This is a genomic window from Mesorhizobium denitrificans (assembly GCF_003403035.1).
GTDB lineage: Bacteria > Pseudomonadota > Alphaproteobacteria > Rhizobiales > Rhizobiaceae > Mesorhizobium_G > Mesorhizobium_G denitrificans.
Window position 1 is genome coordinate 23,678 of the sequence record NZ_QURN01000009.1, and the last position, 26,493, is coordinate 50,170.

Annotated in this window: 22 protein-coding genes and 1 tRNA gene; 10 read left to right on the plus strand and 13 right to left on the minus strand. The window is 59.1% G+C overall.

Annotated features, from left to right (window positions below):
- Window positions 1-14 precede the first annotated feature (14 nt).
- Both DY251_RS12795 and DY251_RS12800 read left to right on the plus strand, forming a co-directional pair.
- Window positions 15-899 (plus strand): EamA family transporter, encoded by an 885-nt coding sequence (locus tag DY251_RS12795; protein WP_116624304.1) that lies wholly within the window; start codon window positions 15-17, stop codon window positions 897-899.
- Between the two features lie 61 nt (window positions 900-960).
- Entirely contained in the window at window positions 961-1,941 is a 981-nt protein-coding gene (locus DY251_RS12800; RefSeq protein ID WP_116624305.1) for a DUF937 domain-containing protein, read from the plus strand.
- Window positions 1,942-2,042: 101 nt separating this feature from the next.
- Here the strand turns inward: DY251_RS12800 and DY251_RS12805 are convergent, their stop codons facing one another.
- The gene (locus tag DY251_RS12805; RefSeq protein WP_116624434.1) at window positions 2,043-2,327 is read right to left on the minus strand and encodes a DUF1127 domain-containing protein; all 285 of its coding nucleotides are present in this window, start codon (window positions 2,325-2,327) and stop codon (window positions 2,043-2,045) included.
- Window positions 2,328-2,499: 172 nt separating this feature from the next.
- On the opposite strand from DY251_RS12805, the gene DY251_RS12810 reads away from it, so the two are divergent.
- Entirely contained in the window at window positions 2,500-3,450 is a 951-nt protein-coding gene (locus tag DY251_RS12810; RefSeq protein ID WP_116624435.1) for a LysR substrate-binding domain-containing protein, read from the plus strand.
- A gap of 82 nt (window positions 3,451-3,532) precedes the next feature.
- Here the strand turns inward: DY251_RS12810 and DY251_RS12815 are convergent, their stop codons facing one another.
- Entirely contained in the window at window positions 3,533-3,817 is a 285-nt protein-coding gene (locus DY251_RS12815) for a hypothetical protein (protein ID WP_137113774.1), read from the minus strand.
- Window positions 3,818-4,176: 359 nt separating this feature from the next.
- Between DY251_RS12815 and xseA the strand changes: the two genes are divergently transcribed.
- Window positions 4,177-5,745, plus strand: coding sequence for an exodeoxyribonuclease VII large subunit (xseA, locus tag DY251_RS12820; RefSeq protein ID WP_116624307.1), 1,569 nt, complete (start codon window positions 4,177-4,179; stop codon window positions 5,743-5,745).
- 13 nt (window positions 5,746-5,758) lie between these two features.
- On the opposite strand, the gene DY251_RS12825 is transcribed toward xseA, so the two are convergent.
- Both DY251_RS12825 and DY251_RS12830 read right to left on the minus strand, forming a co-directional pair.
- Window positions 5,759-5,835: transfer RNA gene (locus tag DY251_RS12825), tRNA-His, on the minus strand.
- A 202-nt stretch (window positions 5,836-6,037) separates the two neighbouring features.
- Complete coding sequence (locus tag DY251_RS12830; protein WP_116624308.1) at window positions 6,038-6,496, minus strand: phasin; 459 nt, start codon at window positions 6,494-6,496, stop codon at window positions 6,038-6,040.
- A gap of 239 nt (window positions 6,497-6,735) precedes the next feature.
- Here DY251_RS12830 and DY251_RS12835 point away from each other — a divergent pair, with 239 nt between their 5' ends.
- From DY251_RS12835 to DY251_RS12845, 3 genes are all read left to right on the plus strand, one after another.
- Window positions 6,736-9,741, plus strand: coding sequence for a histidine kinase dimerization/phospho-acceptor domain-containing protein (locus DY251_RS12835; RefSeq protein WP_116624309.1), 3,006 nt, complete (start codon window positions 6,736-6,738; stop codon window positions 9,739-9,741).
- Window positions 9,742-9,943: 202 nt separating this feature from the next.
- Window positions 9,944-10,978, plus strand: coding sequence for a Fe(3+) ABC transporter substrate-binding protein (locus DY251_RS12840; RefSeq protein WP_116624436.1), 1,035 nt, complete (start codon window positions 9,944-9,946; stop codon window positions 10,976-10,978).
- A gap of 69 nt (window positions 10,979-11,047) precedes the next feature.
- Window positions 11,048-12,706: an ABC transporter permease gene (locus tag DY251_RS12845; RefSeq protein WP_116624310.1), complete on the plus strand. Its 1,659-nt coding sequence runs from the start codon at window positions 11,048-11,050 to the stop codon at window positions 12,704-12,706.
- A gap of 289 nt (window positions 12,707-12,995) precedes the next feature.
- On the opposite strand, the gene DY251_RS12850 is transcribed toward DY251_RS12845, so the two are convergent.
- The gene (locus DY251_RS12850) at window positions 12,996-14,963 is read right to left on the minus strand and encodes an acetoacetate--CoA ligase (protein WP_116624437.1); all 1,968 of its coding nucleotides are present in this window, start codon (window positions 14,961-14,963) and stop codon (window positions 12,996-12,998) included.
- A gap of 219 nt (window positions 14,964-15,182) precedes the next feature.
- Here DY251_RS12850 and DY251_RS12855 point away from each other — a divergent pair, with 219 nt between their 5' ends.
- A complete protein-coding gene (locus DY251_RS12855; protein ID WP_116624311.1) occupies window positions 15,183-17,069 on the plus strand; it encodes an AsmA family protein in 1,887 nt (628 codons plus the stop codon).
- Here DY251_RS12855 and DY251_RS12860 read toward each other — a convergent pair whose 3' ends face one another.
- The 8 genes from DY251_RS12860 to DY251_RS12895 all read right to left on the minus strand — a co-directional run bounded on the left by DY251_RS12860 (window position 17,070) and on the right by DY251_RS12895 (window position 24,527).
- Complete coding sequence (locus tag DY251_RS12860) at window positions 17,070-17,888, minus strand: ABC transporter permease (RefSeq protein WP_116624312.1); 819 nt, start codon at window positions 17,886-17,888, stop codon at window positions 17,070-17,072.
- 1 nt (window position 17,889) lies between these two features.
- A complete protein-coding gene (locus DY251_RS12865; RefSeq protein ID WP_116624313.1) occupies window positions 17,890-18,828 on the minus strand; it encodes an ABC transporter permease subunit in 939 nt (312 codons plus the stop codon).
- A gap of 52 nt (window positions 18,829-18,880) precedes the next feature.
- Window positions 18,881-20,017, minus strand: a complete 1,137-nt coding sequence (locus DY251_RS12870) for an ABC transporter ATP-binding protein (RefSeq protein WP_116624314.1) — start codon at window positions 20,015-20,017, stop codon at window positions 18,881-18,883.
- 62 nt (window positions 20,018-20,079) lie between these two features.
- A complete protein-coding gene (locus tag DY251_RS12875; RefSeq protein WP_116624315.1) occupies window positions 20,080-21,171 on the minus strand; it encodes a polyamine ABC transporter substrate-binding protein in 1,092 nt (363 codons plus the stop codon).
- A 146-nt stretch (window positions 21,172-21,317) separates the two neighbouring features.
- Window positions 21,318-21,635 carry a helix-turn-helix domain-containing protein gene (locus DY251_RS12880; RefSeq protein WP_116624316.1) on the minus strand — a complete coding sequence of 106 codons (318 nt, stop codon included), beginning with the start codon at window positions 21,633-21,635 and terminating at the stop codon, window positions 21,318-21,320.
- Window positions 21,636-21,676: 41 nt separating this feature from the next.
- Window positions 21,677-22,024: a type II toxin-antitoxin system RelE/ParE family toxin gene (locus DY251_RS12885; RefSeq protein ID WP_245415951.1), complete on the minus strand. Its 348-nt coding sequence runs from the start codon at window positions 22,022-22,024 to the stop codon at window positions 21,677-21,679.
- A 13-nt stretch (window positions 22,025-22,037) separates the two neighbouring features.
- Window positions 22,038-22,967 (minus strand): DMT family transporter, encoded by a 930-nt coding sequence (locus DY251_RS12890; protein ID WP_116624317.1) that lies wholly within the window; start codon window positions 22,965-22,967, stop codon window positions 22,038-22,040.
- 111 nt (window positions 22,968-23,078) lie between these two features.
- On the minus strand, window positions 23,079-24,527 hold the full coding sequence (locus DY251_RS12895; protein ID WP_116624318.1) for a helix-turn-helix domain-containing protein: 1,449 nt from the start codon (window positions 24,525-24,527) through the stop codon (window positions 23,079-23,081).
- A gap of 243 nt (window positions 24,528-24,770) precedes the next feature.
- Here DY251_RS12895 and aceA point away from each other — a divergent pair, with 243 nt between their 5' ends.
- Window positions 24,771-26,060: an isocitrate lyase gene (gene aceA / locus DY251_RS12900; protein ID WP_116624319.1), complete on the plus strand. Its 1,290-nt coding sequence runs from the start codon at window positions 24,771-24,773 to the stop codon at window positions 26,058-26,060.
- Window positions 26,061-26,141: 81 nt separating this feature from the next.
- Complete coding sequence (locus tag DY251_RS12905; RefSeq protein WP_116624320.1) at window positions 26,142-26,381, plus strand: SMc00767 family acetate metabolism repressor; 240 nt, start codon at window positions 26,142-26,144, stop codon at window positions 26,379-26,381.
- Window positions 26,382-26,493 lie beyond the last annotated feature (112 nt).

The following is a 26,493-nucleotide window of genomic DNA, read 5'->3' on the forward strand; positions in this document are numbered from 1 at the left end:
GATAAGCCGGTTTCATGCAGCCGCGTCACCTTCTTCTCGCCCTCACGATTGTCTTCTTCTGGGGCGTTAATTTCGCAATCATCAAGCTCGGCCTGCGGCAGGTTTCGCCGCTGGCGCTTGGCGTGGCACGCTTCACGCTTGCGGCCTTTCCGTGGATATTCTTCGTGCGACGGCCAAAAGCGCCGCTCAGGCTAATCGTCATCTACAGCCTGTTCATTTTCGCGTTGCAATTCGGCCTGTTGTTCACGGGTATGCAGATTGGCATGAGCGCTGGGCTTTCCTCACTAATTCTGCAATTGCAGGTGTTTTTCACAATCGGCCTTTCCATCCCGCTGCTGGGTGAGCGCCCAACGATCTGGCAGGCACTCGGCGCGCTCGTCGCCTTTTCCGGCATCGGTGTGGTTGCCATTCACGTCGGTGGCGATATTTCAATCGAGGGTCTAATCCTGCTCATCTGCGCAGCGGCGGCTTGGGGCGCGGGCAACATCGTCTCGCGCATCATCTCAAACCGCTACGGCTCGGAAGATATGCTCGGCCTTGTCTGTTGGGGCAGCCTGTTTGCGGTGCCGCCACTGTTGGCCGTCGCGCTTCTGCTTGAGCCACAGGCGTTCGTCCGCAGCTTCACGCATATCGATTGGGTGTCCGCAGGCTCCATCGCCTATATCGTCTATATCTCCACGCTTTTCGGATTTGCTGCGTGGTCGTGGCTGCTTGGGCGTTATCCGGTTGCAACTGTCGCGCCCTTCACCCTGCTCGTCCCGGTTTTCGGCTTTCTCGGCTCCGCAGCACTTCTTGGCGAGCCGATGGAGTCGTGGAAATTCGGTGCTGCCGCACTCGTCATAGCCGGTTTGGTCATCAACCTTTTCGGTGCGCGAATTTCGCGCATCCTGACCGCATAAATCCGCTTCATTCCTGACAATGATTGGGTAGACTGCATGCCTGTTGTGAGGAGTTACTGACATGAACCTATCCGACATCCTGTCCAGTGCGCAGGGCGGCAATGGCGTTGAAATGTTGGCACGGCAGTTCAATCTTTCGCCACAGCAAGCGCAGGAAGCTGTGAACGCCCTGCTCCCCGCATTCAGTCAGGGTTTGAAGCAGAATGCCGCCGACCCATACAATCTCGGCTCGTTCCTGTCGGCGCTCTCGTCCGGCCAGCACGCCGGTTATTTCGAAGACGCTGCAAGTGCTTTCACCCCGCAGGGCATGGCTGAAGGCAACGGCATTCTCGGCCATCTGTTCGGCTCCAAAGATGTGTCGCGCGCTGTTGCGGAACAGGCTTCCCAGGCAACCGGCATCGGCTCGCAAATTTTGAAGCAGATGCTTCCCGCCATCGCGACCATGCTGATGGGCGGCATGGCCCAGCAAACCAACAACCAGATGGCGGCAGGCGGCTTCGGCAGTTCCAATAATCCGCTTGGCGATCTGATCGACCAGATGATGCGGCAGGGCGGCGCACAGCCGCGCTCGACCCCGCAGCCGCAGCAGACACAAGGCGGCGACAATCCCTTCGGCAAAATGCTGGAGGAGATTCTGGGCGGCGCGCAGAGCCAGACGCCCGGAGGGCGCGACACCCAGACGAACAATCCGCTCGGCAACAATCCGCTTGGTGAGATCCTCGGCCAGATTTTGCGCGGCGGCCAACCTCAGAACAGTCAGCCCCAAACCAATCCGCGAACGCGCAGGTCAGCTCCCCAACCGACCCCGGATTCGTCAAGCAACAATCCGTGGGGCGACATTCTCGGTCAAATTCTGCAGGGGCAACAGCCGGACGCGGATTCGCAGCCTACGCCGCGGCCGACCACGACCCGCTCAAACAACCCGCTCGAGGATATTTTCGGCAAAATGGTCGAGCCCGGTAAGCAGATGAGCGACGACTATCAGAAAGGCATCGGCAATATTTTCGAGCAGTATCGCCGCGGCCTTGACCGTTACCGGTAATAAAAATGCCCGACCTCCACAGGAGATCGGGCAATATGGCAGGCTGCGCCGGGAGGGGATCCGGCTATATCGAGCGGGGACAGCTTCGACGCCTGCGCTCCTTAAACACGCGCCGCAGAAAATGGTTCCACCAGCTCGCGACGAGAGCTTGCGATAGCACCAAGCGTGCGCGTCGGGTCGCTTCCGACTGCCACTGCGACCGATAGATCGCCGCGTGTAAGCCCGATGTCGTGCAATTCGGTGTCCGACAATTCGCCCAGCCGATAGAAGGCCCGGCGGTTTTGCCAGCTATTGTAGGCGGAGGCGATCCATTTTGCGGCGCGCAGCGCTACTGCCTCGCGCGTAACGCTGCGCATTGAGGTGGCGTCAAAATCAAGCGTCGTCATGGCCTTATCTCCTTTCAGGCGCGCGCGATTCCCATCCGCGAGCAAAAGCACCCGCGGTCTGCGGCCAAATCGCGCAAACCTGTGTTGAACATCGCTCTTCTCGCATGGTCGGATTGATTTATCCAACGAATGTTTTTAATGTATGTCATCAACTCAAATGATGGATTGCACCATGCACGCGCCGCTTGATCTGGACCAGTTGCATACATTCGTCACGATCGCCGACACGGGCAGCTTCACCCGCACGGCTGCGGAGGTGCATCGCACGCAATCTGCGGTTTCCATGCAGATGCGCCGCCTTGAAGAACGCATCGGCAAGCCGTTGTTCGAAAAGGATGGCCGCACCAACAGGCTGACCGAGGATGGCGAAAAACTTTTGAACTATGCGCGCCGCATGATCCGGCTCAATCGCGAAATTCTCGCGGCCTTCGACGATGCCAGCCTTGAGGGCCACATTCGCATCGGCACACCGGATGATTATGCCGACCGCTTCCTTCCTGAAATCATGGCCCGGTTTTCGCGCTCCAATCCGCGGGTTGAAATGTCTGTCATTTGCGAACCCACGCCGGGGCTACGCGAGCATATTCGCAACGGCACGCTCGACATCGCGCTTGTCACGCACAACGAGGAAAAAGGGCCGTCGGAGATCGTCCGCACCGAACCTTTGCTTTGGGTCACTTCTGCAAACCACAACGTCCATGAGGAAACGCCGCTGCCGGTGGCGTTCGGTCGCCCGAACTGCATCTGGCGGTTGGCCGGCACCGACGTCCTGGAGCAGATGGGCCGCGACTATCGCGTATTGTTCACCAGCTTTTCAGCTACGGTCATAACCGCTGCCGTTCTGTCTGGTCTGGCGGTGTCGGTCCTTGCCGAATGCGCGCTGCGTCCCGGTATGCGTGTCCTGACGGAGGCCGATGGCTTCGGCACGCTGCCGGAGTGCAAGATCGGTATCATGCGCGGCAAGACCGAGCATCCCGCACTTGTCGAAGCGCTGGCGCAGCACATTGCGGAAAGTCTCGACAACATTTCTGTTCCACTGGCCGACGAGGCTGGCGCCATCGACTTCGCCGCCTACGCCACTGCCCGCGCCCGCCGCACCAAGCAAATCACAACGGCGTGGTGAGTTGGAGCCTGCGCAGACGACATCTTCCTTCTCCCCGTTTGCGGGAGAAGGTAAGGGTGAGGGGCAGAGGCCGCATGGGGCATTATTTATGTACCGGCACGGATTTGTGCGGAACCTCAAAACGGTCAAGCAGTCGCCCACCCGCAAATATCAGAACTTCATCGTTCTCCCGGCTTTGAACGGGTTGGTCCCTGCTTTCAAATTCCACAGTGATATTTGACTCTGGCGCGTCGTGAAAAGCGCTCAGCACCACCCGCGCAAGGGCAACTGCAAATGTCGGTGGCACGATAAGCCATAGCGCTTTGATCGCGTCAGGCGACGAACGATAGGTCGCGAAAAAATCCTGCCAGAAACTGTAGGTTTCCATTTCCACTCCCCATGAGTTGAGTGGTCACCGAGGAGCGATATTTGCCCCATTGCCCCTCTGGTGACCGGGGAGGTAACAAACCGCCTCAAGACGGCTGCCACGGCTTTTAAGCCGAAGCTCTGGACATGGCCGTGGCCTCCCCGGCGAAACCGAAGACGTGTCGTTTTCGCACGACACAGACCGCTTGAGGTAGGGATCGTTACATCCCGGAATTGGCTAAGGCCTTTTCCAATTGCAGCCTTATTCCGTAACTTGCTAAAATGGAAGAGGCATTGGCGCGAATACCCCAACGTCCGCGCTGTCCCTCACCTGCCTGCGGGCAACTTGACCTGTTCATCAAAAATCTCACTCATCGTCTCATGAGCGAGTTCTTCGAAAACGATTCTCCGTCCAATGCGAGCGAGTACACCGTCTCGGAAATTTCCGGCGCGCTGAAGCGTGTGGTGGAAGATGCTTTCGGCAATGTGCGCGTGCGCGGCGAAATCTCCGGCTATCGTGGGCCGCATTCTTCCGGTCACGCCTATTTCGCGCTGAAAGACGACCGCTCGCGCATCGAAGCGGTCATCTGGCGCGGTACGATGGGCCGGCTGAAATTTCGTCCCGAAGAAGGCATGGAGGTCATCGCCTCTGGCAAGCTGACGACCTATCCCGGCTCTTCAAAATACCAGATCGTCATCGAAAATCTCGAACCGGCAGGCGCGGGCGCGCTGATGGCGCTGCTGGAAGAGCGCAAGCGCAGGCTTCAGGCGGAAGGTCTGTTCGACAGCGCGCGCAAGCGTCCCCTGCCCTTCATGCCGCGCGTCATCGGCGTGATCACCTCGCCGACCGGCGCAGTTATCCGCGACATCCTTCACCGCATCAGCGACCGCTATCCGCTGCATGTCATACTCTGGCCTGTCCGCGTTCAGGGCGAAACGGCGGGCGCGGAAGTCACCGCCGCAGTGGAAGGCTTCAACGCCATCGACAGCGACGGTTCCATTCCTCGGCCCGATGTGCTGATTGTTGCGCGCGGCGGCGGCAGCCTCGAAGACCTTTGGGGCTTCAACGACGAAGCGCTTGCCCGCGCGGTTGCGCACTCCGCCATTCCCGTTATTTCCGCGGTTGGCCACGAAACGGACTGGACGCTGATCGACTACGCCGCAGACGTCCGCGCGCCCACGCCGACCGGCGCGGCGGAAATGGCCGTACCCGTCAAAGCGGAGCTTGAAGCCGCAATCGCAAATTTCGGCGCTCGGCATAGCGGCGGCCTGTCGCGCCTCATCGACCGCAAGCGCACAGCGCTTCGCGCCGCCGCGCGCGTGCTGCCCTCGCCCGATCAGCTATTCGCCAAATCCCGCCGCGATCTCGACGAAGTCTCAAGCCGATTGGCGCGTGCGCTGGATGTCAGCACACAGGCCAAGCGCGCGCGCTACGAATCGCTGCGCCTGACGCCCGCAACGCTGTTGCGCCGTTTTGGCGAAGCGCGCCGCACCGTCGGCGCCTGCGAAAGCCGGATCGAATCAGCCCTGCGCGCGACCCTTCGCACCCAGCGCGCGCATCTGGAGCGTGCAGGCCGCCGCGTCACTGTCGAGCCGGTTGCCCGCCGTGCGCTTGCCCTGCGCGAACGCCTCTCGCTCTTTGCCCGCCGCAAGGATCAGGCATTCCTGATGCGATTCGAGCGGCTGCATCGCCAGCTTGGCCAGTGCGAGCGCCTGCTCGGCACCTTGTCGCATCAGGCCGTGCTGACACGTGGCTTTGCGCTGGTGTTGGATTCTGAAGGCAGCATCATCAAGCAGGCACGCGATATCTCCGCTGGCCAGCGACTCGCCCTGCAGTTTGCGGATGGCAAGGCCGATGCGATCGCCACGAGCGGCGAAGACAAGCCAATTGCCCCGAAGCCGCGCGCCAAAACAGGCACGGATACGGGCAACCAAGGCAGTTTGTTCTAGAAAAATCGGGGGATGGTACAGTTGGGTGGGTTCGAACCACCGACCTCTGGTGCCACAAACCAGCGCTCTAACCAGCTGAGCTACAACTGCATACCGTAGTCGGACGACGCGTCACTTACGGATTATCGGCACATATTGCAAGGCTGTTTCGGCCTCAATGTGCAGCATAATACAAAATGAAAAAGGCCCGGGGGAGGATGTCCGGGCCTTTTCCGTTTCTGACCGACTTTTGGCCGGTCGGCGCCGGCGGGCATAGGGAGGAGGAAATGCCCGACGGTGTTCGATTTACGCTTTACGCAACCTTGAGGTCTTTCACAGCCTTCTCAAAGGCGCCCTTCAGCGGCTTGGAAACTTCTTCAGCGGCCTTCTGAGCCGAAGCCTGGAAGTCCTTGGTCTGCTCGACAGCCGACTCAAAGCCCTTGCGAACGAAAGCGGTCTGGAGTTCCAGAACTTCCGAAAGCGACTTTGCTGCAACCAGAGCTTCAAGATGATTGAAGCCAGCGTCCGTGTTGGCGCGCAGCGTTGCAATCGTCTTCATCGAGAATTCCGAACCAGCCGACTTAACAGCGTCGAAGGTCGTTTCGAGAACCTTCTGTGCTTCATCAGCGCCGGTCTTCATCTTTGCATAGGCTTCCTTGGACTGCTCTACGCCCTTCTCAGCGAAGGTACGGAGCTGTTCGGTCGCCTTGGAGGCGTCGAAGGTCGGGAATTCAACGGTATCAATGCGTTCTGCTGTCTTGGCCATTTCCATTCCTTTAAAACGGCCCGTTAAGCGGGCCTCTCTTGGTTGTTATGGAACCTATATAGCTCAGCTTATTGTGCATTGCAACAAAAATGTTGCGGTGCGGTATAAACGCCGATCTGCGACATTAACCACAGCGCAAGTTTGGTCGGCCCAAATGGCTTTCACTAATGGACGAGCGGCGAAGCAACTTTTATTAATAATCCGTTAATTGAATTGCGGCCGGGACAGCCGTTAATGAGTGGGGAATGACAGTAAAACCGTATTCGTTCGTCGATATCGCGGTGCTTGATGGCGTGCGGGAACGCTTCGCACGTGCGGATTCACTTGTTCTGCTGTCGGCTGCGCTGGACAAGGTGCTGTGGGCCAATGGCAGCGGCGCGGCCCTGCTCGGCTACACCGATGTTGAAGATGCGCTTGGCGAGCCATCGGGCCTTAGCGCGATTGCCCGCCGGCAGATTGAATCGCTTAGCGGCTTTCCTGAAATCGGCAGGAACCGAAACGTCGCCGTGCGTCTCGCCGCCGGCAGTTCCTCCACGCTCGCCGCGCTGTCCGCCAGCGCGCTGCGCCTACCGGATGGCGAAAAGGCCATCTTGCTCGCGGCCCCGCTTCCGGCTTCAGGCTCGCGCAGCCCTTCCGAAATTGCGACGCTGGCGTTGCGCGGCCTTGTTCGCGATGGCGAAGGCGCAGCCATCGTATCCGCCGATGGCGGAATTTTGGCATCCACGCCCACGCTCACGGAACTCCAGATTCCCGCAACCGAACTGGCTGATCTTGTTAAAGAGGTTCGGCATGAGGCTGACAGGCTCGTCAAGCGCGCAGTTATTACACCGTCAGGACGCTACCCCTGCGCCTTCGCGCGGCTGACTGATGATCCCGCAATCCACCTTATCATTGCGCTGGCCGAGAGCATCCCGGCTCCGGTCGAGCAGCCCGCCATCATCAGCGCTCCGCCGTCGCCCGTCGCGCCCACGCCGGAACCACATCGCGCCCCCTCGCCTGCGCAGGATCACTCCGCCGCCGCCGTCCGCTTTGTCTGGCGCACCGATGCGGAAGGCCGCTTCAGCGCCATTTCCGACGAGTTCATTTCCGCTGTGGGCGGCCCGGCTGCAGACATTATGGGTCGGCATTTCGTCACCGTCGCCACAGTGTTCGGCATGGACCCGGATCGCGAAATCGCCGGCCTGCTGGAACGTCGCGACACATGGTCTGGCCGCACCGTTCTGTGGCCGCTGGCTGGCACTGCAATGCGCGCGCCGGTCGATCTTGCCGCGCTGCCTGTCTATGACCGCGCGCGCAATTTCGAGGGGTTTCGCGGCTTCGGCATTTTGCGGCTGGATGAAGCGCAGGCCGACCCGGAAAAGCTCGGCCTCACCCTCACGCCCGGTTCGATCGAAGCATTTGAGCATCGCGACCCTGAAACCGAGGAAACGCCGAGCGCAGAAGCCGACGATCCCTTCATGGGCGAGGTTCCTGCGCTGGAAACCAGCGGGCAGCCTGATCGGACGCCACCAACCGCAACCATTCGTGGCGCGCTGAGCGCTGTCGAACGCATTGCCTTTCGCGAAATCGGCGAACGCCTGCGGCGCGATCAACGCCCTGAGCAGAGTGAGCCGGCACCTGCAATCGATGTGGACCCGCCCGCTATCGAGTCGGTCGAACCTGCGCCGGCGCCGGCCAAGCCTCCGGTGGTCGCGCAGATCACCAACATCACGCTAAAACCTGCTGATCCTCAACCCGAAGCCGCAATGCCGGAACCGCCTGTCGTGGTGTCCGAGCCGCCGGCGCCCAAGCCTGAACCTCAACCGGACACCTCCATTCTGGAAAAATTGCCTGTGCCGATCCTGATCCATTCAGGAGACGTTCTGCACTATGCAAATCCGGAGTTCTTGTCGCTCACCGATTATGAGGAGCTTGGCGAGCTTATTCAGGCTGGCGGGCTGGATGTCCTGTTTCCGGAATCCTTCGAGCAGCCACAAACTGAGACCGGCCACAAAATCAAAATGCGCGCCCGCGATGGCAGCGAGTTTCCCGTCGAAGCGCTGATGCGCTTTGTGCCATGGGCCGGAAAGCGCGCGCTCATGCTGGTTGTTCGCAAGGTTGGCGATGCCGTCGACACTGCCGCAATCGATGAGATGCGCACGCGTCTCGATGAAATGCGCACCATCGTCGATACGGCGACCGACGGCGTGATCCTCATCAACAAGGATGGCGCGATCCGTTCCATCAGCCATCCGGCAGAAGCTCTGTTTGGCTTCGACGGCGACGATGTGCGCGGTCGTCCGCTCGTGTCGCTGTTCGCGCTCGAAAGCCAGCAGGCTGTTGCGGATTATCTCGCCAGCCTGTCGCAAAATGGCGTCGCCAGCGTCCTGAATGACGGCCGCGAGGTGATTGGCCGTGAGGCCGAGGGCCGTCCTATCCCCATGTTCATGACCATCGGTCGCCTGCCCGGAGATACCGGTTATTGCGCGGTCGTGCGCGACATCACCCAGTGGAAGCGCGCCGAGGAAGAACTCACCAAGGCAAAGGCCGACGCCGAGCACGCCTCCTCGCAAAAGAGCGAATTTCTGGCGCGCGTCAGCCATGAAATCCGCACTCCGCTCAACGCCATTATCGGCTTTTCCGAGCTGATGCTGGACGAGCGTTTCGGCACCATCTCCAACGACCGTTATCGCGACTATCTGCGCGACATCAATCGTTCCGGCACGCACGTGCTCGACCTCGTCAACGACCTGCTCGATATCTCCAAGATCGAGGCTGGCCAGCAGGAAATGACTTACGAAGCCGTCGCGCTCAATGACGTTTTGTCGGAAGCCGTCGCCATCATGCAGCCGCAGGCCAACCGCGAGCGCGTCATCATCCGCTCCAGCTTCCTGCCCAAGCTGCCTGACATTGTTGCCGACATGCGCAGCGTCAAGCAGATCGCGCTCAACATACTCTCAAACGCCGTGCGCTACACGCAGGCTGGCGGACAGGTCGTCGTCTCCACCGCCTATGAGAAAAACGGCGATGTCGTCATGCGCGTGCGTGACACCGGTGTCGGCATGACCCAGGCCGAAATCGAGCAGGCCATGAAACCATTCCGCCAGATCAATGCGCTCCAGCGTTCGCGCGGAGATGGCACCGGTCTTGGCCTGCCTCTGACCAAGGCGATGGCCGAGGCAAACCGTGCGCGTTTCTCCATTCAATCCGCGCCCGGCGAAGGCACGCTCGTTGAGATCACCTTCTCATCGACCCGTGTTCTGGCTCAATGACTTGATCCTTTTTATCACATTTTAGTGAACGCCTTCGTCGCTGCCACCGCAACTCTTTGAATCATGTGAATTTTCCTCCACTTTAGAAAAATTCCAAACTATTGAATTTGCTTGGCTTTCTGTTGACCCCGACTTCCAAAAAGGAAAAGAGGGGGCCAACCGCTTTTGCGCGGCTTTCAGGAAAGAGGGAGCGACGATGAAAATGAACTCGCTACGAGCCATCTTGCTCGGAACGCTTGCGGCAGGTTTGTCCGCAGGCGGCGCACTCGCCGATGGTGTGGTCAATATCTACACCTACCGCCAGCCAGCGCTCATTCAGCCAGTGCTCGATGCGTTTACAAAGGAAACGGGCATCAACACCGAGGTATTGTTCCTCGACAAGGGGCTGGAAGAACGCATTCTCGCCGAAGGCCAGAATTCACCGGCAGACGTCATCATGACTGTCGATATTGCCCGCCTCACCAGTGCGAAGGCCAAGGGCATCACGCAGCCGCTGAACGACGAAACGGTCAACAAGAACATCTCCGCAGAATATCGCGACCCGGACGGCCATTGGTTCGGTCTCACCAAGCGTGCCCGCGTCATCTATGCATCCAAGGACCGCGTGAAGGACACCTCCATCACCTATGCCGACCTTGCCGACCCGAAGTGGAAGGGCAAGATTTGCATGCGTTCTGGCCAGCATGATTACAATCTCGGCCTGTTCGGTTCGGCAATCGCCCATTGGGGACCGGAAAAGACCGAGGAATGGATGAAGGGCCTCAAGGACAATCTGGCGCACAAGCCGGATGGCGGCGACCGTCCGCAGGCCAAGTCCATCGCTGCGGGTGAGTGCGACATCGCCATCGGCAACACCTATTATGTCGGCCTCATGCGCACCAACGAGAAAGAGCCGGAAGAGAAGGAATGGGGCAACGCCATCAACGTTCTGTTCCCGACTTTCGAGAACGGCCTGACCCACGTCAACATTTCCGGCGCGGCGCTCGCGAAAGACGCTCCGCATAAGGAAGACGCGATCAAGCTTATCCAGTTCCTGTCCAGCGACGAAGCCCAGCGCATCTATGCTGAAAAGAACTTCGAATATCCTGTCGAGAACGGGCTGGAGCCTTCCGAAATGGTGAAGTCCTTCGGTGAACTCAAGGCAGACACCCTGCCGCTGGCCGACATTGCGAGCCACCGCAAGGAAGCCTCAGAGATGGTCGACCGCGTCGGCCTCGATGATGGCCCAAGCACCTAAGCGAATTTTCGGAACATCAACGCAGAGCCGGGGCGTGACAGCGCCTCGGCTTTTCGGCATTTAAGCCCCATGTCCTCCACCGCAGTCGTCGGCACTCGCCATCCCTGGCTACAAACTGCCTCCGCAGTTACCGCGCTTCTTGTTGCGTTGCCTGTGCTGGCGCTCGGTATCATTGCGTTCACTGGTTCCGGCGATGACTGGCCGCATATTCTACGCAACGTCCTGCCCGGTTCGGCGGCCACAACCCTTTGGCTTCTCGCGCTTGTTTCCGCAGCCACCGCGATCATCGGCGTATTCAGTGCCTATGTCATTGCGAGCTGTGAGTTTCCATTCCGCCGCACCCTGTCATGGGCCATCGTCCTGCCGCTGGCCGTGCCGCCCTATCTCGCTGCCTATGCGCTTGGCGAGTTCTTCCACTATACCGGCCCGGTGCAATCGCTTATCCGCGAGATCTTCGGCTTTCAGACGACCCGCGATTATTGGTTCCCCAATATCCGCTCGACCGAAGGTGCAGCACTGGTCATGACAAGCGTGCTCTACCCTTACGTCTATTTGACCGCGCGCGTGGTTTTCCTCATGCAAGGGCGAAGCGTTGCCGATGCCGCCCGCACATTGGGTGCAGGGCGCGCGCGCACTTTCTTCAAGGTGCTGCTGCCGCTCGCTCGCCCCGCCATCGTCGCGGGCGTCGCCCTTGTCCTGATGGAAACGCTCAATGATATCGGCGCATCCGAATATCTCGGCGTGCGCACGCTCACCTTCTCTGTTTATTCCACATGGCTCAATCGCGGCAGCCTCGCGGGCGGCGCGCAGATCGCGCTTGTGCTTCTGGCCATCGTCGCCGCATTGCTGATTGCCGAAAGCTGGGCGCGCCGCAAGCAGCGTTACGCAGCTCAGCGTTCTTCACAGCTCAAAGCGCGGCCCCCGCGTCAGCGGCTGCATGGCCTCGCCGCTGTCGGCGTGCCAACACTGCTGCTGCTTCCCATGCTTATCGGCTTCGGCATTCCGCTCTATGTGTTCGCTCGTTACGCCGTCCGTCGCATCGACCAGCTTTTCGCGCGCGAACTCACCAGCGCCTTTCTGAACAGCGTGCTGACCGCCACGCTCACCGCCCTGTTCGCCGTTGTGATCGCCGGGTTGCTCATCTACGCAAGCCGCTACACGCGCTCACGTGCCGTTCCCGTCGAAGCCCGCATCGCCTCGATGGGCTATGCGCTTCCCGGCGGCATTCTCGCGCTCGGCCTCTTGTTCGTGCTCGGTAGGCTCGACAACACCATCGACACATTGGCGCGCTCTTTGTTCGGCCTGTCCACCGGGCTCATTTTTACCGGCTCTGCCGCTGCCGTCATCATCGCCTGCACGATCCGGTTCATTGCGCTTGCAGAAGGTGCGGTGCGCAGCGGCCACGACAAGCTTCCACCAAACATTGAAGCCGCCGCCCGCAGCCTCGGGCGCACCGCTGGTCAAAGCGCGCGCACAATTCTCCTGCCGCTGCTGACGCCTGCGATCCTCACCGCCGCCGTTCTCGTGTTTGTGGATACGATCAAGGAGTTGTCGGCCACGATCCTGCTGCGGCCCTTCGGCTTCAACACGCTCGCCACCTATGTCTACGAACAGGCTTCACGCGGCGCGCCGGAAGACGGCGCATTTGCAGCGCTGCTGATCGTTGTGACCGCGCTTGTCCCTGTCGCCATTCTTTCGCGAATGCTCGCCGACGACCGCAGCACCTGATACGTTCACCCCTCGTCCGGGCGTAAACCTAACGAAAAACTAGGGCATTGAAGCACGGCTAATTCGCCAAAAGAAAAAGGCGCCGCGTGGCGCCTTGAAGGGAATTGGGCTGCTGTTCCAATGGTGGGGAAAAAGGTCCGCCGCGGAAACTTTTCCTCAAAACTCGCGAGAACTATCGCTACCCCGGCTTAACAAGTCCTTACCCGCATTGGTTGCTATTTACCGTTGTGTTCCACCAATCGGAAACGCGGTAAATTTCTGATTTACCCTTCGCTAACCATACCGCGCCTCAACTCGCCAATTCCGCGATATTCCTGAACAGATCCAGCGCTTCCGGATTAGCCAGCGCTTCCTTGTTTTTCACGGCGCGCCCGTGCACCACATCGCGCACGGCCAGCTCGGTAATCTTGCCGGATTTCGTGCGCGGAATATCGGCCACCTGCACGATCTTCGCCGGAACATGGCGCGGGCTTGCGCCCGTCCTGATCTTGGTGCGGATGCGCTTTTGCAAATCCTCGTCCAGCACCATCCCCGGCGCTAATCGCACGAACAGCACAACGCGCACGTCATCGTCGAATGTCTGGCCGATGCAGATCGCCTCGGCCACTTCCTCCATCTGCTCCACCTGATTGTAAATTTCCGCTGTGCCGATACGCACACCGCCCGGATTGAGCGTTGCGTCGGAGCGTCCGTGAATAATCATGCCGCCATGCGCGGTCCATTCCGCGAAATCGCCGTGACACCACACATTGTCGAAGCGCTCGAAATAGGCGGCGCGATAACGCGTGCCATCGGGATCATTCCAGAATCCGATAGGCATCGACGGAAACGCATTGCTGCAAACCAGTTCGCCCTTTTCCTCGCGGATCGGCTTACCTTGGTCGTCCCAGACATCAACCGCCATCGCCAGAGCTGCCCCTTGAATCTCGCCGCTCCAAACAGGGCGTGTGGGAATTCCAAGGACAAAACAGCCCATAATATCGGTCCCGCCCGACATTGAAGCCAGATGCACATCGGCTTTGATGCCGTCATAGACGAAGGCAAAACCCTCCGGCGAAAGCGGCGAGCCCGTTGAGGTCAGCGTGCGCACCGAAGACAGATCATGCGTATCGATGGGTCGCAGCCCGGACTTGCGCAGCGTGTCGATAAACTTCGCCGAAGTTCCAAAGAATGTGAACTTTTCGGCCTGCGCATAGTCGAACAGCACATTGCCATCGGGGTGGAATGGCGAGCCGTCATAGAGCATCAGGCTTGCGTCGCAAGCGAGCCCCGACACCAGCCAGTTCCACATCATCCAGCCGCAGGTGGTGAAATAGAAAACCCGGTCACCAGCACCGATGCCGCAATGCAGGCGATGCTCTTTGAGATGCTGCAGCAGCGATCCACCCGCGCCGTGGACAATGCATTTCGGCACGCCGGTCGTGCCGGATGAATAAAGAATGTAAAGCGGGTGCGAGAACGGCAGCCGTTTGAACGTCACGGGCAATGCGGGAAACGGTTCAACCGCTTCCTTCAGCGGCATCGCTTTCGGCGACCTCGCCGCAATGGCCTCGGCCTGCCCCATATACTCCACCACCAGCACGTTGCGCACCGTGGTCAGCTTCTCTGAAATCGTCGCGACCTTATCGCCAATCTCGATCCGCTTGCCCGCATACCAATAGCCGTCCGGCACAATCAGCAGCACCGGTTCGATCTGCCCGAAGCGGTCCAGCACGCCTTGCTCGCCGAAATCTGGCGAGCATGATGACCACACAGCGCCGATCGATGCTGCGGCCAGCATTGCCACAATCGTCTCCGGCATGTTCGGCATCATCGCCGCCACCCGGTCGCCCTGCTTTACGCCAAGCGATACGAAAAGCTGCTGCAAGCGCGAAACCTCCGCGCGCAATTCATCCCAGCTCAGGCGTCGCTGCAACTTGTCTTCGCCGTGGAATACCAGCGCATCGCCGTCACCCTTGCCCCGCAACAGGTTTTCCGCAAAATTCAGCTTGGCATGGGGAAAAAACTGCGCGCCCGGCATCTTGTCGCCATTAGCGATCACCGCCCCGCCCTTTTCGCCAATCACGCCCGCCCAGTCCCACAGCAGATCCCAGAACGTTTCCCGCTCCGTCACAGACCAGTCATGCAAATCCTCAAAGGTTTCCAAAGTTCGCTTTGCGCGCTTCGAAGCCTCCGCCATAAAGGCGGTAATCGGGGCAGATGCGATGCGTTCTTTCGAGGGGGTCCAAAGTGGATTGTTCAAGGCGGGTTCCTCCATCGGCGCATGAAGCATAAGCTGCGCCTTCGTCGCAAGATGCTTCATTGCGCTTCACTGTTCGTCGCGCAACAAGCTCGCAGAGCAATATGAGACGGCGCTGCCGCAATTCCGGCCCACACCATTCACAACTCTGCCATCGATTTGCCCTTGCCAGCACCTACAGCGCTCCTTACGTGGAATGTATGGATGCGCCGAAGAGGTGGGCGATGACGGTTGCGAATGACTGATCGTCCGATAGCGGCGAATGATTGGAAGCAGTCGGGGGTGACCACAACGGTCCTGATCCGACGTGCCCTGTTCGCACTTGTCGCCCTGCTCTCGCTGGGCGCGCTGTCTCTTGCTGCCTTGCCCTGGGTGGCTTCCACACAACTTGTCAGAAACCGCATCGCCATCGAACTCAGCGCCTGGAGCGGCTTTCGTGTGGCCATCGCCAGCACCCCGCAGATCGAGGTGTTCCCCACCTTCAAGGCCGTGTTGGCTGGCGTAACGCTCTATCAGTGGGGCGATTGGGACAATCCCGCTGTTATCGAAGCAGAGCGCGTGGAAATCGACCTTTCCGCCCTTGATGCGCTCAACGGAAACGTATCCTTTTCCGACGTGAAGCTCATCAATCCTGTAGTCCGCCTTGGCTCAAATCCTGGCGAGCCGGGGCCGGAGTTTTTCACCTCCAGCGGGCGCATATCGCAGGCCGTCGATGCGGTTCGCGACCTGATAGCAGAAAACCCCGACAAGCCGGATTTCTCTCGCTTCCCGGCCACCCCATTCGGCACGGTCGAATTCTCCAATGGCCGCGTCGTGCGCATGGTCGATGGTCAGCAGCAGGATGTCGTCACCCGACTTTCCGGAAATGCCGCATGGCCTGCGCTGAACGCCAGCGGCAGTGTTTCATTGCGTGGCACATGGCGCGGCGAAGACGTTGCCGTAGACTTGTCGTCGGCCTCCCCGCTGGCTTTTTTCGCAGGTGGTGCAACCAGTATCAGCGCCAAGCTGAATTCAGAACCGCTCACCGCCTCTTATGAAGGCGAGTTTCGCAGCGCTGGTGCAGGGCGTTTGAATGGCGCGCTCAGCTTCGCCATTCCCTCCGTGCGCCGCGCGATTTCATGGACCGATGCAGGTATTTCCACCGGTTCGGCGATCGGTTCCATCCAGCTTCAGAGCAAGGTCGCGGGCGAGCGAGAAACGATAGACCTGCCGGAAGCAGTGCTAACTTTAGATGGCAGCGTGGGCAAAGGCACGTTGCATCTCAAATCCGGCGCGCGTCCCTCCATCAGCGGCCAGCTTGCTTTCGATACGCTCGACATCCAGTCTTTCGTGTCCTTATTCACGCCGCTTATGTCGTATGATCGCGTCGGCTCGGACCTTTCCGAAGGTTTGATCCACAAGGCGGATTTCGATCTGCAGCTTGCAGCGAAAAAGACCACGCTCGACGGCTCGGAGGTGGATAACGTCAAAGGTCACATGACCGCGCAAAAAGGCCGCACGATTTTTGACGTTTCACAGGCTGACGGCTTTGGCGGAACGCTTGTCGGCGCGTTCACCATCGACCAAACGGGCGATACGCCGAAAACCGAAATCCGCATGGACGCCAAGGGAATTGACGGCGAAGCGTTCGGCGCTGCAACCGGCTTCCCCACAATTACCCCCAAGGCCAAGGGCGATGTCTCCTTCGCGTTGTCGGGCATAGGGCAATCGCTGGACACGATGCTGAACTATGCTGACGGCAACCTGTCGGCTCATTTCGGCAAGGGCGAGCTTGACGGCATAGACCTGACTGCCCTCGTCTCCAAAACCGCAGGCGGTGGCTTCTTCCCGCTGTCCGACATCGCGAGCGGAACGCTGGCCATCGACGCCGCCGATCTTGATGCAACCATCGTGCATGGTGTCGGGCGCATCCAGAAGGCGGAGATCCGCGCCGGTCCCCGCATCATCTTCCTGTCGGGCATTTTGCCTTATGCCGGGCGCGGCGTAGCGCTGTCCGGCACCATCGCGTCACGCGACAAGGTTTCGATCTTCAACCCCAATGGGCGCGAAGCGTCGTTCTTCGTCGGCGGCTCGTGGGATGCGCCTTTCGTTTCCGCCGCGCTCCCACCGCAAACGCTGCAATAATCAGCCGCGCTGAGCGGCCTGCTCATCCAGCTTGCGCTGCACCTCGCGCCGCTTATTCACAATCGAAGCCGCAATAACGCCGACCGTCACGATAGCAATCAACAGCGTGCAGGCCGCGTTGATCTCCGGCGTCACACCAAGCCGCACCTGACTGTAGATCTTCATCGGCAGCGTGGTTGCTCCCGGTCCCGATGCGAAGCTCGCAATCACCAGATCGTCCAGCGAAAGCGTAAACGCCAGCATCCACCCCGACACGATTGCGGGCAAAATCACCGGCAGCGTCACCGCGAAAAATGTCCGCACTGGCGTTGCGCCGAGGTCCATTGCGGCCTCCTCCAGCGAGCGGTCGAATGTCACCAGCCGCGACTGCACCACCACCGCAACAAAGCACATTGTGAAGGTGATGTGCGCCAGCGTCACGGTGAGGAATCCGCGATCCAGACCGATAGCCACAAACAGCAGCAGCAGCGAAAGGCCGGTGATCACTTCGGGCATAACCAGCGGCGCAAACACCATGCCGGAAAACAGCACGCGGCCACGAAACCGCGTGTAGCGGGTCAGCGCCAGCGCTGCCATCGTGCCGAGTATCGTCGCGAAGGTGGCGGACAGCACGCCCACGCGGATTGTTACCCAAGCCGCATCCATCAGGGCTTCGTTCTGAAACAGCGATACATACCATTTCGTGGAGAACCCGCCCCAGACCGTAACCAGCTTGGAGGCGTTGAACGAGAAGATGATGAGCAACACGATCGGCAGGTACAGGAAGGCAAAGCCCAGCACGATCGACGCGATATTGAAACGGGACCAGGTCGTATTCATGTCAGCGCCCCTGCTCCTGTGCTTTTGCCTGCGCCTGCTGGAAGAACATGATCGGCACCACCAGAAGCAGCAGCAGGATCACCGCCACGGCAGATGAAACCGGCCAGTCTCGGTTCGAGTTGAACTCGTTCCACAGCGTCTTGCCGATCATCAGCGTTTCAGACCCGCCCAGAAGGTCGGGAATGACGAACTCGCCAACGGCGGGAATAAACACCAGCAAACACCCGGCCACCACGCCGGGCAACGAAAGCGGGAAGGTGATTTTCCAGAACGCGCCGAGCGGTGGGCAACCAAGATCGTTCGCCGCCTCGATCAGCGTGTAATCCATCTTCTCCAGCGCCGAATAGAGCGGCAGCACCATAAACGGCAGATAGGAATAGACGATGCCGATATAGATCGCCCAATCCGTATTCAGAATAATCAGCGGCGAGTCGATCAAGTTCAGCCACATCAGAAGCTGGTTCAGCAGACCCTCCGGCTTCAAAATGCCGATCCAGGCATAAACGCGGATCAGGAACGACGTCCAGAACGGCAGAATCACCAGCATCAGCAGGGTGGGCCGCAACGTCGCAGGCGCGCGCGCCATGCCGTAGGCAATCGGATAGCCGATCAGCAGTGTGAAGAAAGTCGCCACGGCCGCGATCACCACGCTGCGGATATAGGCGCGGTAATAGAGCGGGTCCTGCGTCAGCCACACATAATTGTCGAAGCTGAACGTATGCCATTTTGAAGCGAGGTCCGAAAATCCGTTTATGACCGGCGTGTATGGCGGCATCGAAATCGCGGTCGATGAGAGCGAAATCTTGAAGACGATGAAGAACGGAATCAGGAAGAAAAACAGCAGCCACGCATAGGGAACGAGGATCACCAGACGGCTGGTAATCGCCGAAATCAGATTATTCCCCGCCGGCCCTGCCGAAGCGGAAGCATTGTCAGCCATGGTGATAGCTCCGTTCGTTTGCGTCGGGTGGGGTGAAGCCTTCAAGCATCATTCACCTCGACAGCACGACGCCGGCGTTCGGCTCAAACGATATCCACGCCTGATCGCTCCAGCTCAGCGGGTCTTCCGCAATGCGCGAGCTGTTCATTGTCGCAGCTTTGACAATCTGCCCATCGCTGAGCTTGACGTGGAAAATCGTCATGTCGCCCAGATAGGCAATGTCCCAGATTTCGCCTTGCATCGCATTGGTGCCTGCGGGCTTCTTCGACGAGACTTTGATCTTTTCAGGCCGGATCGCGAACACCACATCCTTGCCCGCCGCCGCTTCACCGGCATTCACGACATTTATCTCGGCACCACTGCCGCCGACAATCGTCGCGGCCTCGCCGTTGCGGGCCTTTACCTTCCCTTCGAACATATTCACATTGCCAACGAAGTTCGCGACAAACTGCGATACCGGCGCTTCGTAAATCTCGGCTGGCGTCGCCACCTGCATCACTTCGCCCTTATCGAGAATCGCAATGCGGTCGGCCATGGTCATGGCTTCTTCCTGATCGTGCGTCACAACAACGAATGTCAGGCCGAGGCTCTGCTGCAAATCCATCAGCTCGAACTGCGTTTCTTCGCGCAGCTTCTTGTCCAGCGCGCCCAGCGGCTCGTCCAGCAACAAGACCTTTGGCCGTTTTGCCACCGACCGCGCCAGCGCGACGCGCTGCCTCTGGCCGCCTGAAAGCTGGTGCGGCTTGCGCTTTGCAAATTGCGTCAGCTTCACAAGTTTCAGCATGTCGGCAACGCGCGCGTCGATCTCCTGCTTCGGCATGCCGTCCTGCTTGAGACCGAAGGCGACGTTCTGCTCAACCGTCATATGCGGGAACAGCGCGTAAGACTGAAACATCATGTTCACAGGTCGCTTGTAAGGCGGAATGCCGCGCAAGTCCTGACCGTCCAGCAAGATACGGCCCGATGTCGGCTCCTCGAATCCTGCGAGCATGCGCAGCAGCGTAGACTTGCCGCAGCCGGAGGCTCCCAACAGCGCAAAGAACTCACGCTCGAAAATGGACAGCGAGAGGTTGTTGACGGCGGTGAAATCGCCAAATCGCTTCGTGATATTCTCAAAGACAATATATGGTTTGGCAGAAGGATCGGCCCACGGCGCGAAGCTTCGGCGAATGCTGCCCAGTGATTTCATGACAGAACCTTGGAGTTGAACCTGAAAGGCCCGGCAATGCCGGGCCTTTGTTATGGTGTTGCTTATTGGCCGGTGGTGACCTTGGTCCAGAGCCGCGTTACCAAACGCTGCTCTTTGGGCCCATAAGGCTGAACCGTATAAAGCTTCGACAAAGTGGCCTCATCGGGATAGATCGCCGGATCGTCCAGAATGTCCTTATCAATAAATTGCTGCGAGGCCTTGTTGCCGTTCGCATAGTAAACATAGTTGCTGGCCTTGGCCGCCACTTCCGGCTTCATCATGTAGTTGATGAAGGCCAGCGCTTCGTCCACATGCGGCGCATCGGCAGGAATAGCGAACTGGTCGAACCACATTTCCGCGCCTTCCTTCGGAATCATGTACTGGACCTTCACGCCCTGATTGGCCTCTGCAGCTCGATCGCGTGCCTGAAACACGTCGCCTGACCAACCAATTGCAAGACAGATGTCACCATTGGCCAGCGCATTGATATATTCCGACGAATGGAACTTCCGCACAAATGGACGAATCTTGAGAAGCAGTTCCTCAGCCTTGGCAAAGCTGTCGGCATCGCGCGCATTCGGGTCCAGACCCAGATAGTGCAGCGCTGCCGGAACGATGTCCTGCGATTGATCCAGAATATAGATTCCGCAATCCTTCAGCTTTTCGGCCTTTGCCGGATCGAAGACCACATCCCAGCTGTCGATCTTGTCGGTGCCGAGCGCAGCCTTCACCTTGTCGACATTGTAGCCAATGCCCGTGGTGCCCCACATGTAATTGACCGAATATTCATTGCCGGGATCGTACGCGGCGGTGCGCTCGGTAACCACATCCCACATGTTTGATAGGTTCGGCAGCTTCGACTTGTCGAGCTTCTGGAATACGCCCGCCTGAATCTGGCGCACGAGGAAGTGGCCGCTCGGCACAACCACGTCATAGCCGCTGCCGCCCGCGAGCAGCTTGGTTTCCAAAATTTCGTTCGAATCGAACACATCATAGACGACCTTGATTCCGGTCTCCTTGGTGAAGTCCTCAAGAATCGAGGTGTCGATGTAATCCGACCAGTTATAGACGTTGACGACTTTGTCCTGGGCGCTCGCGCCAAAAGTCATGAGGGCGACCAGTGCGGCCGACAGACCAAGCTTGCTAGCGGTCATGCATTATCTCCGTGTTGACCCCGTTCCGGCTTTCTTGCCGCGGTACGGCGCAGCCGGATTAAAGCGAAGCTTATTAACGTTCCAAGCGGGCGACAAGCCGGAAAAGCATTCTTCTTCAAACAGACGTCGAGATTGGGCAATTGGCGTCAGCTAATTGCTTGAAGACCCTTGTTCTTAACCACGGTAAGCAGGCGCAAAGCCGGACCACCCGGCTTTTTAACACCGCGTTCCCAATCTGAAACGAGCCCCTTGCTCACATTCAGGTAGCGAGCAAAAACAGGCTGCGAAATATGCTCCCGCTCGCGAATCGCGCGAATTTCATCCGGCGAAAGCGTTTCGACAGCGGTCAGGCACGCCTCATCGAACTCGCGCATGGTCTGCTTGTCGATCGCGCCAGATTCGTAAAAGCCTTCCATCATCTCATGGATGGCGGCCATCGCATCGCTCTTGTATCCTTTAGCCATCGCATTTCACCTCAAACATTCGGCGCGCTGCCACCTCAGCTTCAATGCGCATCCGTAAATCCAAGCACCAGCTTTGCAGCCTTCCTGAATGCCGCGACTTCATAGTCTTCAAGATTCGCAATATCATTCTTGGCGAATCCAAACGCGAAAACGGCACGTGTCGGAGCCTTGAAGAAAATCAGCGTCCGATAGCCTCCCGATTTTCCGCCGCCCGATCGCGCAACGCGCTGTTTGATCAAGCCTGCTCCAGGATCGGCATCTATCAACCCAAGTTCTGCCCGCTCTATCGCTTCGCTTAAGGTCCTGTCAGAAATCCCATGCTTTCGAGCGAATTTTTGAAACCCAGCACTTTCAAAAACTCTCAACCAGTCACCAATAAAGTATAACACTGGGAATTACACTTTAAGCCTGCCGTGAAGCGCCGGGCCGCCTGAACTGCAGCAGAACATGGCCGAGCAGCGCCGCAACCACGATGGCGCCGCCGATCAGCGCGCGTTGCGATGGTTCCTCCCCATGGATCAGCCAGACCCATACCGGCCCAAGTATCGGCTCGAAACAGCCGATCAGCGCGGCATAGGCGGCGGCGATCAGGCGAGCGCCCATCGCGAAGCAAACCATGCCGAGCCCTAGATTGATGACGCCGAAAGCAAACAGATACGCCGCATCAACTGCGCTGGTGTGCAATGTGCTGACCTGCGTTGCTGCGAATGCGCACGCCAATGCCGTGCCCAGACATGTCGCCGGCGTCATGCGCACATGGGAATAGTGCCTCGTAATGACCGTTGCTGTTGCGAACACGCAGGCGATCAGCATCGCCAGACCGTCGCCAATCGGTGAGGCTTCTCCCCCGATGCTCTCCGAAACCATCACGCCCACACCTATGATCACCGCAAAAATGGCGACCCAGGTCAGGCCGGAAACCCTCTCGCGAAAGAATGTCCATCCAAACAGCGCGGCCAGCAGCGGCACGCCCGCCTGTATCAACAGCACGTTCGCGACGGTCGTATAACTCAGCGCAATCACAAAGCAGGTCGAAGCAATCGCGAAACAGACCGAAACGGCATAGCCCGGCACGCCCATTGTGCGAAAGGCACGCCACGCGCCATGCCAGCCGTCGCGAAGAACGATAAAGGCGAAAATACATATCGACGCCCAAAACGACCGCCAAAACACCACTGTCCAGCTATCGGGCGTCTCGATAAAGCGCGCTATCGTGCCGCCTAAACTCCAGAACAGGGCGGAGAGGAACACCAGCAGCATGCCCGCGCGGCGCTCATTCGCGCCATGATAGGAATTATCCGTAAGGCTTGGGCCGGCGGCAGCGTTCGTCATGCTGTTTCATTTCTTGGAATGGTCGTTCGCATTTTGCGCGCTCACGCAATCCGCCTATTCAAGAAGTTGCGTATATGCGTGATCCAGCACGTCGCGTCTATTGGCGCAGAATTACTGAAAATCGAACGCGCTCAGCCCTGTCACCATTTCGTCCAGCCCGAGCGGCCGCGTGACCGGTGGTTCGGCGCGGGCAAGACAGCCCGGTCGCTCGCACAAACGACATGCCGGCCCGACCGGCGTTGCCCCCACCTGTCCGGCCCGCGCGGTGCCTCCCAGTGGCGGGGCGGGCAGCGCGGCGCTGTACACAATTTCATCTTTGAAACCGATGTCGCAGCCCAGCAGCAGCGCTGTCCGGCGCGGGCGTTCGGCAAATGAGCCTTGCGGCCCTTCGAGCGTTCGGGAAATGGTTAGAAATTCCGCGCCGTCCGGCATTTCTACGGCCTCGACAAAAATCTGTCCCGGCGAACCGAATGCCGCATGGACAGAGAGCTTCGGACAGCCTCCGCCGAACCGGCTTTGCGGAAATCCCTGACTGCCGCCCTTGCGAAAGCGATGCCCCGCATTGTCCACTTCCAGCATGAAAAACGGCACGCCGCTTGTGCCGGGTCGCTGCAACATGGTCAGCCTGTTCGCGGCCTGCTCAAACGAAACGCCGAAGCGCGAACGCAGCACGTCGATGTCGTACCTGCCCCGCACCGCCGCTGCATGAAACGCCGCATAGGGCATCATCAGCGCGTGCGCCGCATATCGCCCAAGCTCAAAACGAGCCAACCGCCGCGCCTCATCCGACGACAGTTTCAGCGCCTGAATTTCGCCTGCTACCGCCACCTGCATCCTGATAAGGCAGGCCTCCATAGCAACCTCGCGCAACTGGTCGAATGGCGACAGTCTCTCCGAGATAAACAGCCGTTGCGAATGTCGGTCATAGCGACGCCGCCAGTTCGGCATTGTCGCCACCGGTAGCACCTTGACCACGATTCCGTATTCGCGCTTCAGCCAGCCTTTCAGCGCACTAAACAGATCGTCACCCGGATCGAGCAGCCGCGTGAATGCCTCTGCCTCCTCCTCAATGTTCGGATAATGATTGGCCCGACGCTCAAATACATCGCGCACTTCATCGATGGGCAGGCGCGCCGACGACAGCGTGGTCGCATGGCCTTCGCGCGCCATTATCTCCGAGAGATCGGAAAGCCTGTCCGCCTGCTCGCGATAGGCCCGAAACAGTTTTATCATCGCCGCCGCTGCGTTGGGTGCGGCTTCCACCACCTCGACCAATTCCTGATCGCCAGGTAATTCCCCCGACAAAAGCGGATCGGAAAAAACTTCCTTCAGTGCGGCAATCGAACTCTTTGCCTCACCCTGCAATTCCGACGGTTCGACATTATAAGTCGAAGCCAGTTTCAGGATGAGTTGCACCGTCAGCGGTCGCTGATTGCGCTCGATGAGGTTGAGATAAGACGGCGAAATGCCGAGCCCTTCCGCCATTGCCGTTTGCGTCAGGCCCTTCGCGTTGCGTATCCGGCGAATGCGCGGCCCGGCAAATATCTTCTGCTCAGCCATATTTACACTTCTTTACAGGCTTGACCGCTGCATTTACAGCGATCTGATTTTTACATATTTTACAAATTTACACACCATTCCAGTCAATCACAACACAGATTTTCTCTAAACATTCCCTGTAATTCCTGAAAATGCTCGCGTTTCTTTCGCGGTGCAATGTAAACGTAGTCACAGGATTGAAGTGCGGTTTCTCCCAAGCCTCACTTTGCCATCAAAAAAACTGGATTTATCGGAGTTGTCGCAATGACTGATTTTTACAACCTCGTCCCCTCAGCGCCGGAAGGCCGCTATGAGGGCATTGACCGGCCCTATTCGCCGGAAGACGTGAAGCGCCTGCGCGGCTCCGTCCAGATCCGTCACACGCTGGCCGAAAACGGCGCAAACCGTCTCTGGAAGCTCATTCACGAGGAAGATTTCGTCAACGCGCTGGGCGCGCTCTCCGGCAATCAGGCCATGCAGATGGTTCGCGCCGGCTTGAAGGCGATCTACCTTTCCGGCTGGCAGGTCGCGGCAGACGCCAACACTGCTTCGGCCATGTATCCCGACCAGTCGCTGTATCCGGCCAACGCCGCGCCGGAACTCGCCAAGCGCATCAACCGCACGCTGCAGCGCGCTGACCAGATCGAAACCTCGGAAGGCAAAGGCCTGTCTGTCGATACGTGGTTTGCGCCGATCGTCGCAGACGCGGAAGCCGGTTTCGGCGGACCTTTGAACGCTTTCGAAATCATGAAGGCTTTCATTGAAGCGGGCGCCGCGGGCGTTCACTTCGAGGACCAGCTTGCATCGGAAAAGAAGTGCGGTCATCTCGGCGGCAAGGTCTTGATCCCGACCGCCGCGCACATCCGCAACCTCACTGCCGCGCGCCTCGCTGCGGACGTCATGGGCGTGCCGACGCTGATCGTTGCGCGCACCGATGCGGAAGCCGCCAAGCTGCTCACCTCCGACATTGACGAGCGCGACAAGCCGTTCGTCGATTACAAGGCTGGCCGCACCGTAGAGGGTTTCTATCAAGTTCAGAATGGCATTGACCCGTGCATCGCGCGCGCCATCGCTTACGCTCCGTATTGCGACCTGATCTGGATGGAAACGGGCAAGCCCGATCTCGCCCAGGCGCGCAAATTTGCGGAAGCCGTGCAGAAGGCGCACCCCGGCAAGAAGCTGGCTTACAATTGTTCGCCATCCTTCAACTGGAAGAAGAATCTGGACGACGCGACCATTGCGAAGTTCCAGCGCGAACTCGGCGCGATGGGCTACAAGTTCCAGTTCATCACGCTGGCTGGTTTCCATCAGCTCAACTTCGGCATGTTCGAGTTGGCGCGCGGATATAAGGAGCGCCAGATGGCGGCCTATTCCGAGTTGCAGGAAGCTGAATTTGCGGCAGAGGCCAATGGTTACACCGCAACCAAGCACCAGCGCGAAGTCGGCACCGGCTATTTCGACGCCGTGTCGCTCGCCATCACGGGCGGCAAGTCGTCGACCACCGCAATGCGCGACTCGACCGAGCACGAGCAGTTCAAGCCAGCGGCTGAATAACATCGCTGGCGCGCCGGGAATGCGCGGAGGAAACAGTTCCCGGCGCCACCCATTTAACCCAGCATACCAAGGGAGAACGACATGACACCTCGAACACGGGTCAAGGAACGGGCCGAAGAACAGTCGTCGGCCATGAGCGACGAACAACAGGCTGCGATCCGTATCGTAGCCAACGACCTGCACCGCCTGAATCAGGCCGTGATGAAGGCAGTCGAGGCCGGCGTTTCAGTCGAGCTGGTGCGCTCTGCCCGCCACCACGGCGGTAACGGAAACTGGGGCGACCTGCTCATTCCAGTCATCGTCACCCAGCAGCACGCGTGAGCAACACAACACGCGTAAACCTTCCTCCAGCGTCATCCTCGGGCTTGACCCGAGGATCTGCTACAAACGTAAATCGCGCTTATGGCCGATGTAGGCAGACCCTCGGCATATG

Excerpts from the sequence above, each read along its gene's own strand:
- DY251_RS12810 (WP_116624435.1), top strand. The coding sequence starts at position 2,500 with ATGCACGCGCCGCTTGATCTGGACCAGTTGCATACATTCGTCACGATC.
- DY251_RS12880 (WP_116624316.1), bottom strand. The coding sequence starts at position 21,635 with ATGGCTAAAGGATACAAGAGCGATGCGATGGCCGCCATCCATGAGATG.
- DY251_RS12860 (WP_116624312.1), bottom strand. The coding sequence starts at position 17,888 with ATGAATACGACCTGGTCCCGTTTCAATATCGCGTCGATCGTGCTGGGC.
- DY251_RS12800 (WP_116624305.1), top strand. The coding sequence starts at position 961 with ATGAACCTATCCGACATCCTGTCCAGTGCGCAGGGCGGCAATGGCGTT.
- DY251_RS12830 (WP_116624308.1), bottom strand. The coding sequence starts at position 6,496 with ATGGAAATGGCCAAGACAGCAGAACGCATTGATACCGTTGAATTCCCG.
- DY251_RS12805 (WP_116624434.1), bottom strand. The coding sequence starts at position 2,327 with ATGACGACGCTTGATTTTGACGCCACCTCAATGCGCAGCGTTACGCGC.
- xseA (WP_116624307.1), top strand. The coding sequence starts at position 4,177 with ATGAGCGAGTTCTTCGAAAACGATTCTCCGTCCAATGCGAGCGAGTAC.
- DY251_RS12850 (WP_116624437.1), bottom strand. The coding sequence starts at position 14,963 with ATGGAGGAACCCGCCTTGAACAATCCACTTTGGACCCCCTCGAAAGAA.
- DY251_RS12905 (WP_116624320.1), top strand. The coding sequence starts at position 26,142 with ATGACACCTCGAACACGGGTCAAGGAACGGGCCGAAGAACAGTCGTCG.
- DY251_RS12855 (WP_116624311.1), top strand. The coding sequence starts at position 15,183 with ATGACTGATCGTCCGATAGCGGCGAATGATTGGAAGCAGTCGGGGGTG.
- DY251_RS12875 (WP_116624315.1), bottom strand. The coding sequence starts at position 21,171 with ATGACCGCTAGCAAGCTTGGTCTGTCGGCCGCACTGGTCGCCCTCATG.
- DY251_RS12895 (WP_116624318.1), bottom strand. The coding sequence starts at position 24,527 with ATGGCTGAGCAGAAGATATTTGCCGGGCCGCGCATTCGCCGGATACGC.
- DY251_RS12845 (WP_116624310.1), top strand. The coding sequence starts at position 11,048 with ATGTCCTCCACCGCAGTCGTCGGCACTCGCCATCCCTGGCTACAAACT.
- DY251_RS12815 (WP_137113774.1), bottom strand. The coding sequence starts at position 3,817 with ATGGAAACCTACAGTTTCTGGCAGGATTTTTTCGCGACCTATCGTTCG.
- DY251_RS12890 (WP_116624317.1), bottom strand. The coding sequence starts at position 22,967 with ATGACGAACGCTGCCGCCGGCCCAAGCCTTACGGATAATTCCTATCAT.
- DY251_RS12795 (WP_116624304.1), top strand. The coding sequence starts at position 15 with ATGCAGCCGCGTCACCTTCTTCTCGCCCTCACGATTGTCTTCTTCTGG.
- DY251_RS12870 (WP_116624314.1), bottom strand. The coding sequence starts at position 20,017 with ATGAAATCACTGGGCAGCATTCGCCGAAGCTTCGCGCCGTGGGCCGAT.
- DY251_RS12865 (WP_116624313.1), bottom strand. The coding sequence starts at position 18,828 with ATGGCTGACAATGCTTCCGCTTCGGCAGGGCCGGCGGGGAATAATCTG.
- DY251_RS12835 (WP_116624309.1), top strand. The coding sequence starts at position 6,736 with ATGACAGTAAAACCGTATTCGTTCGTCGATATCGCGGTGCTTGATGGC.
- DY251_RS12840 (WP_116624436.1), top strand. The coding sequence starts at position 9,944 with ATGAACTCGCTACGAGCCATCTTGCTCGGAACGCTTGCGGCAGGTTTG.
- aceA (WP_116624319.1), top strand. The coding sequence starts at position 24,771 with ATGACTGATTTTTACAACCTCGTCCCCTCAGCGCCGGAAGGCCGCTAT.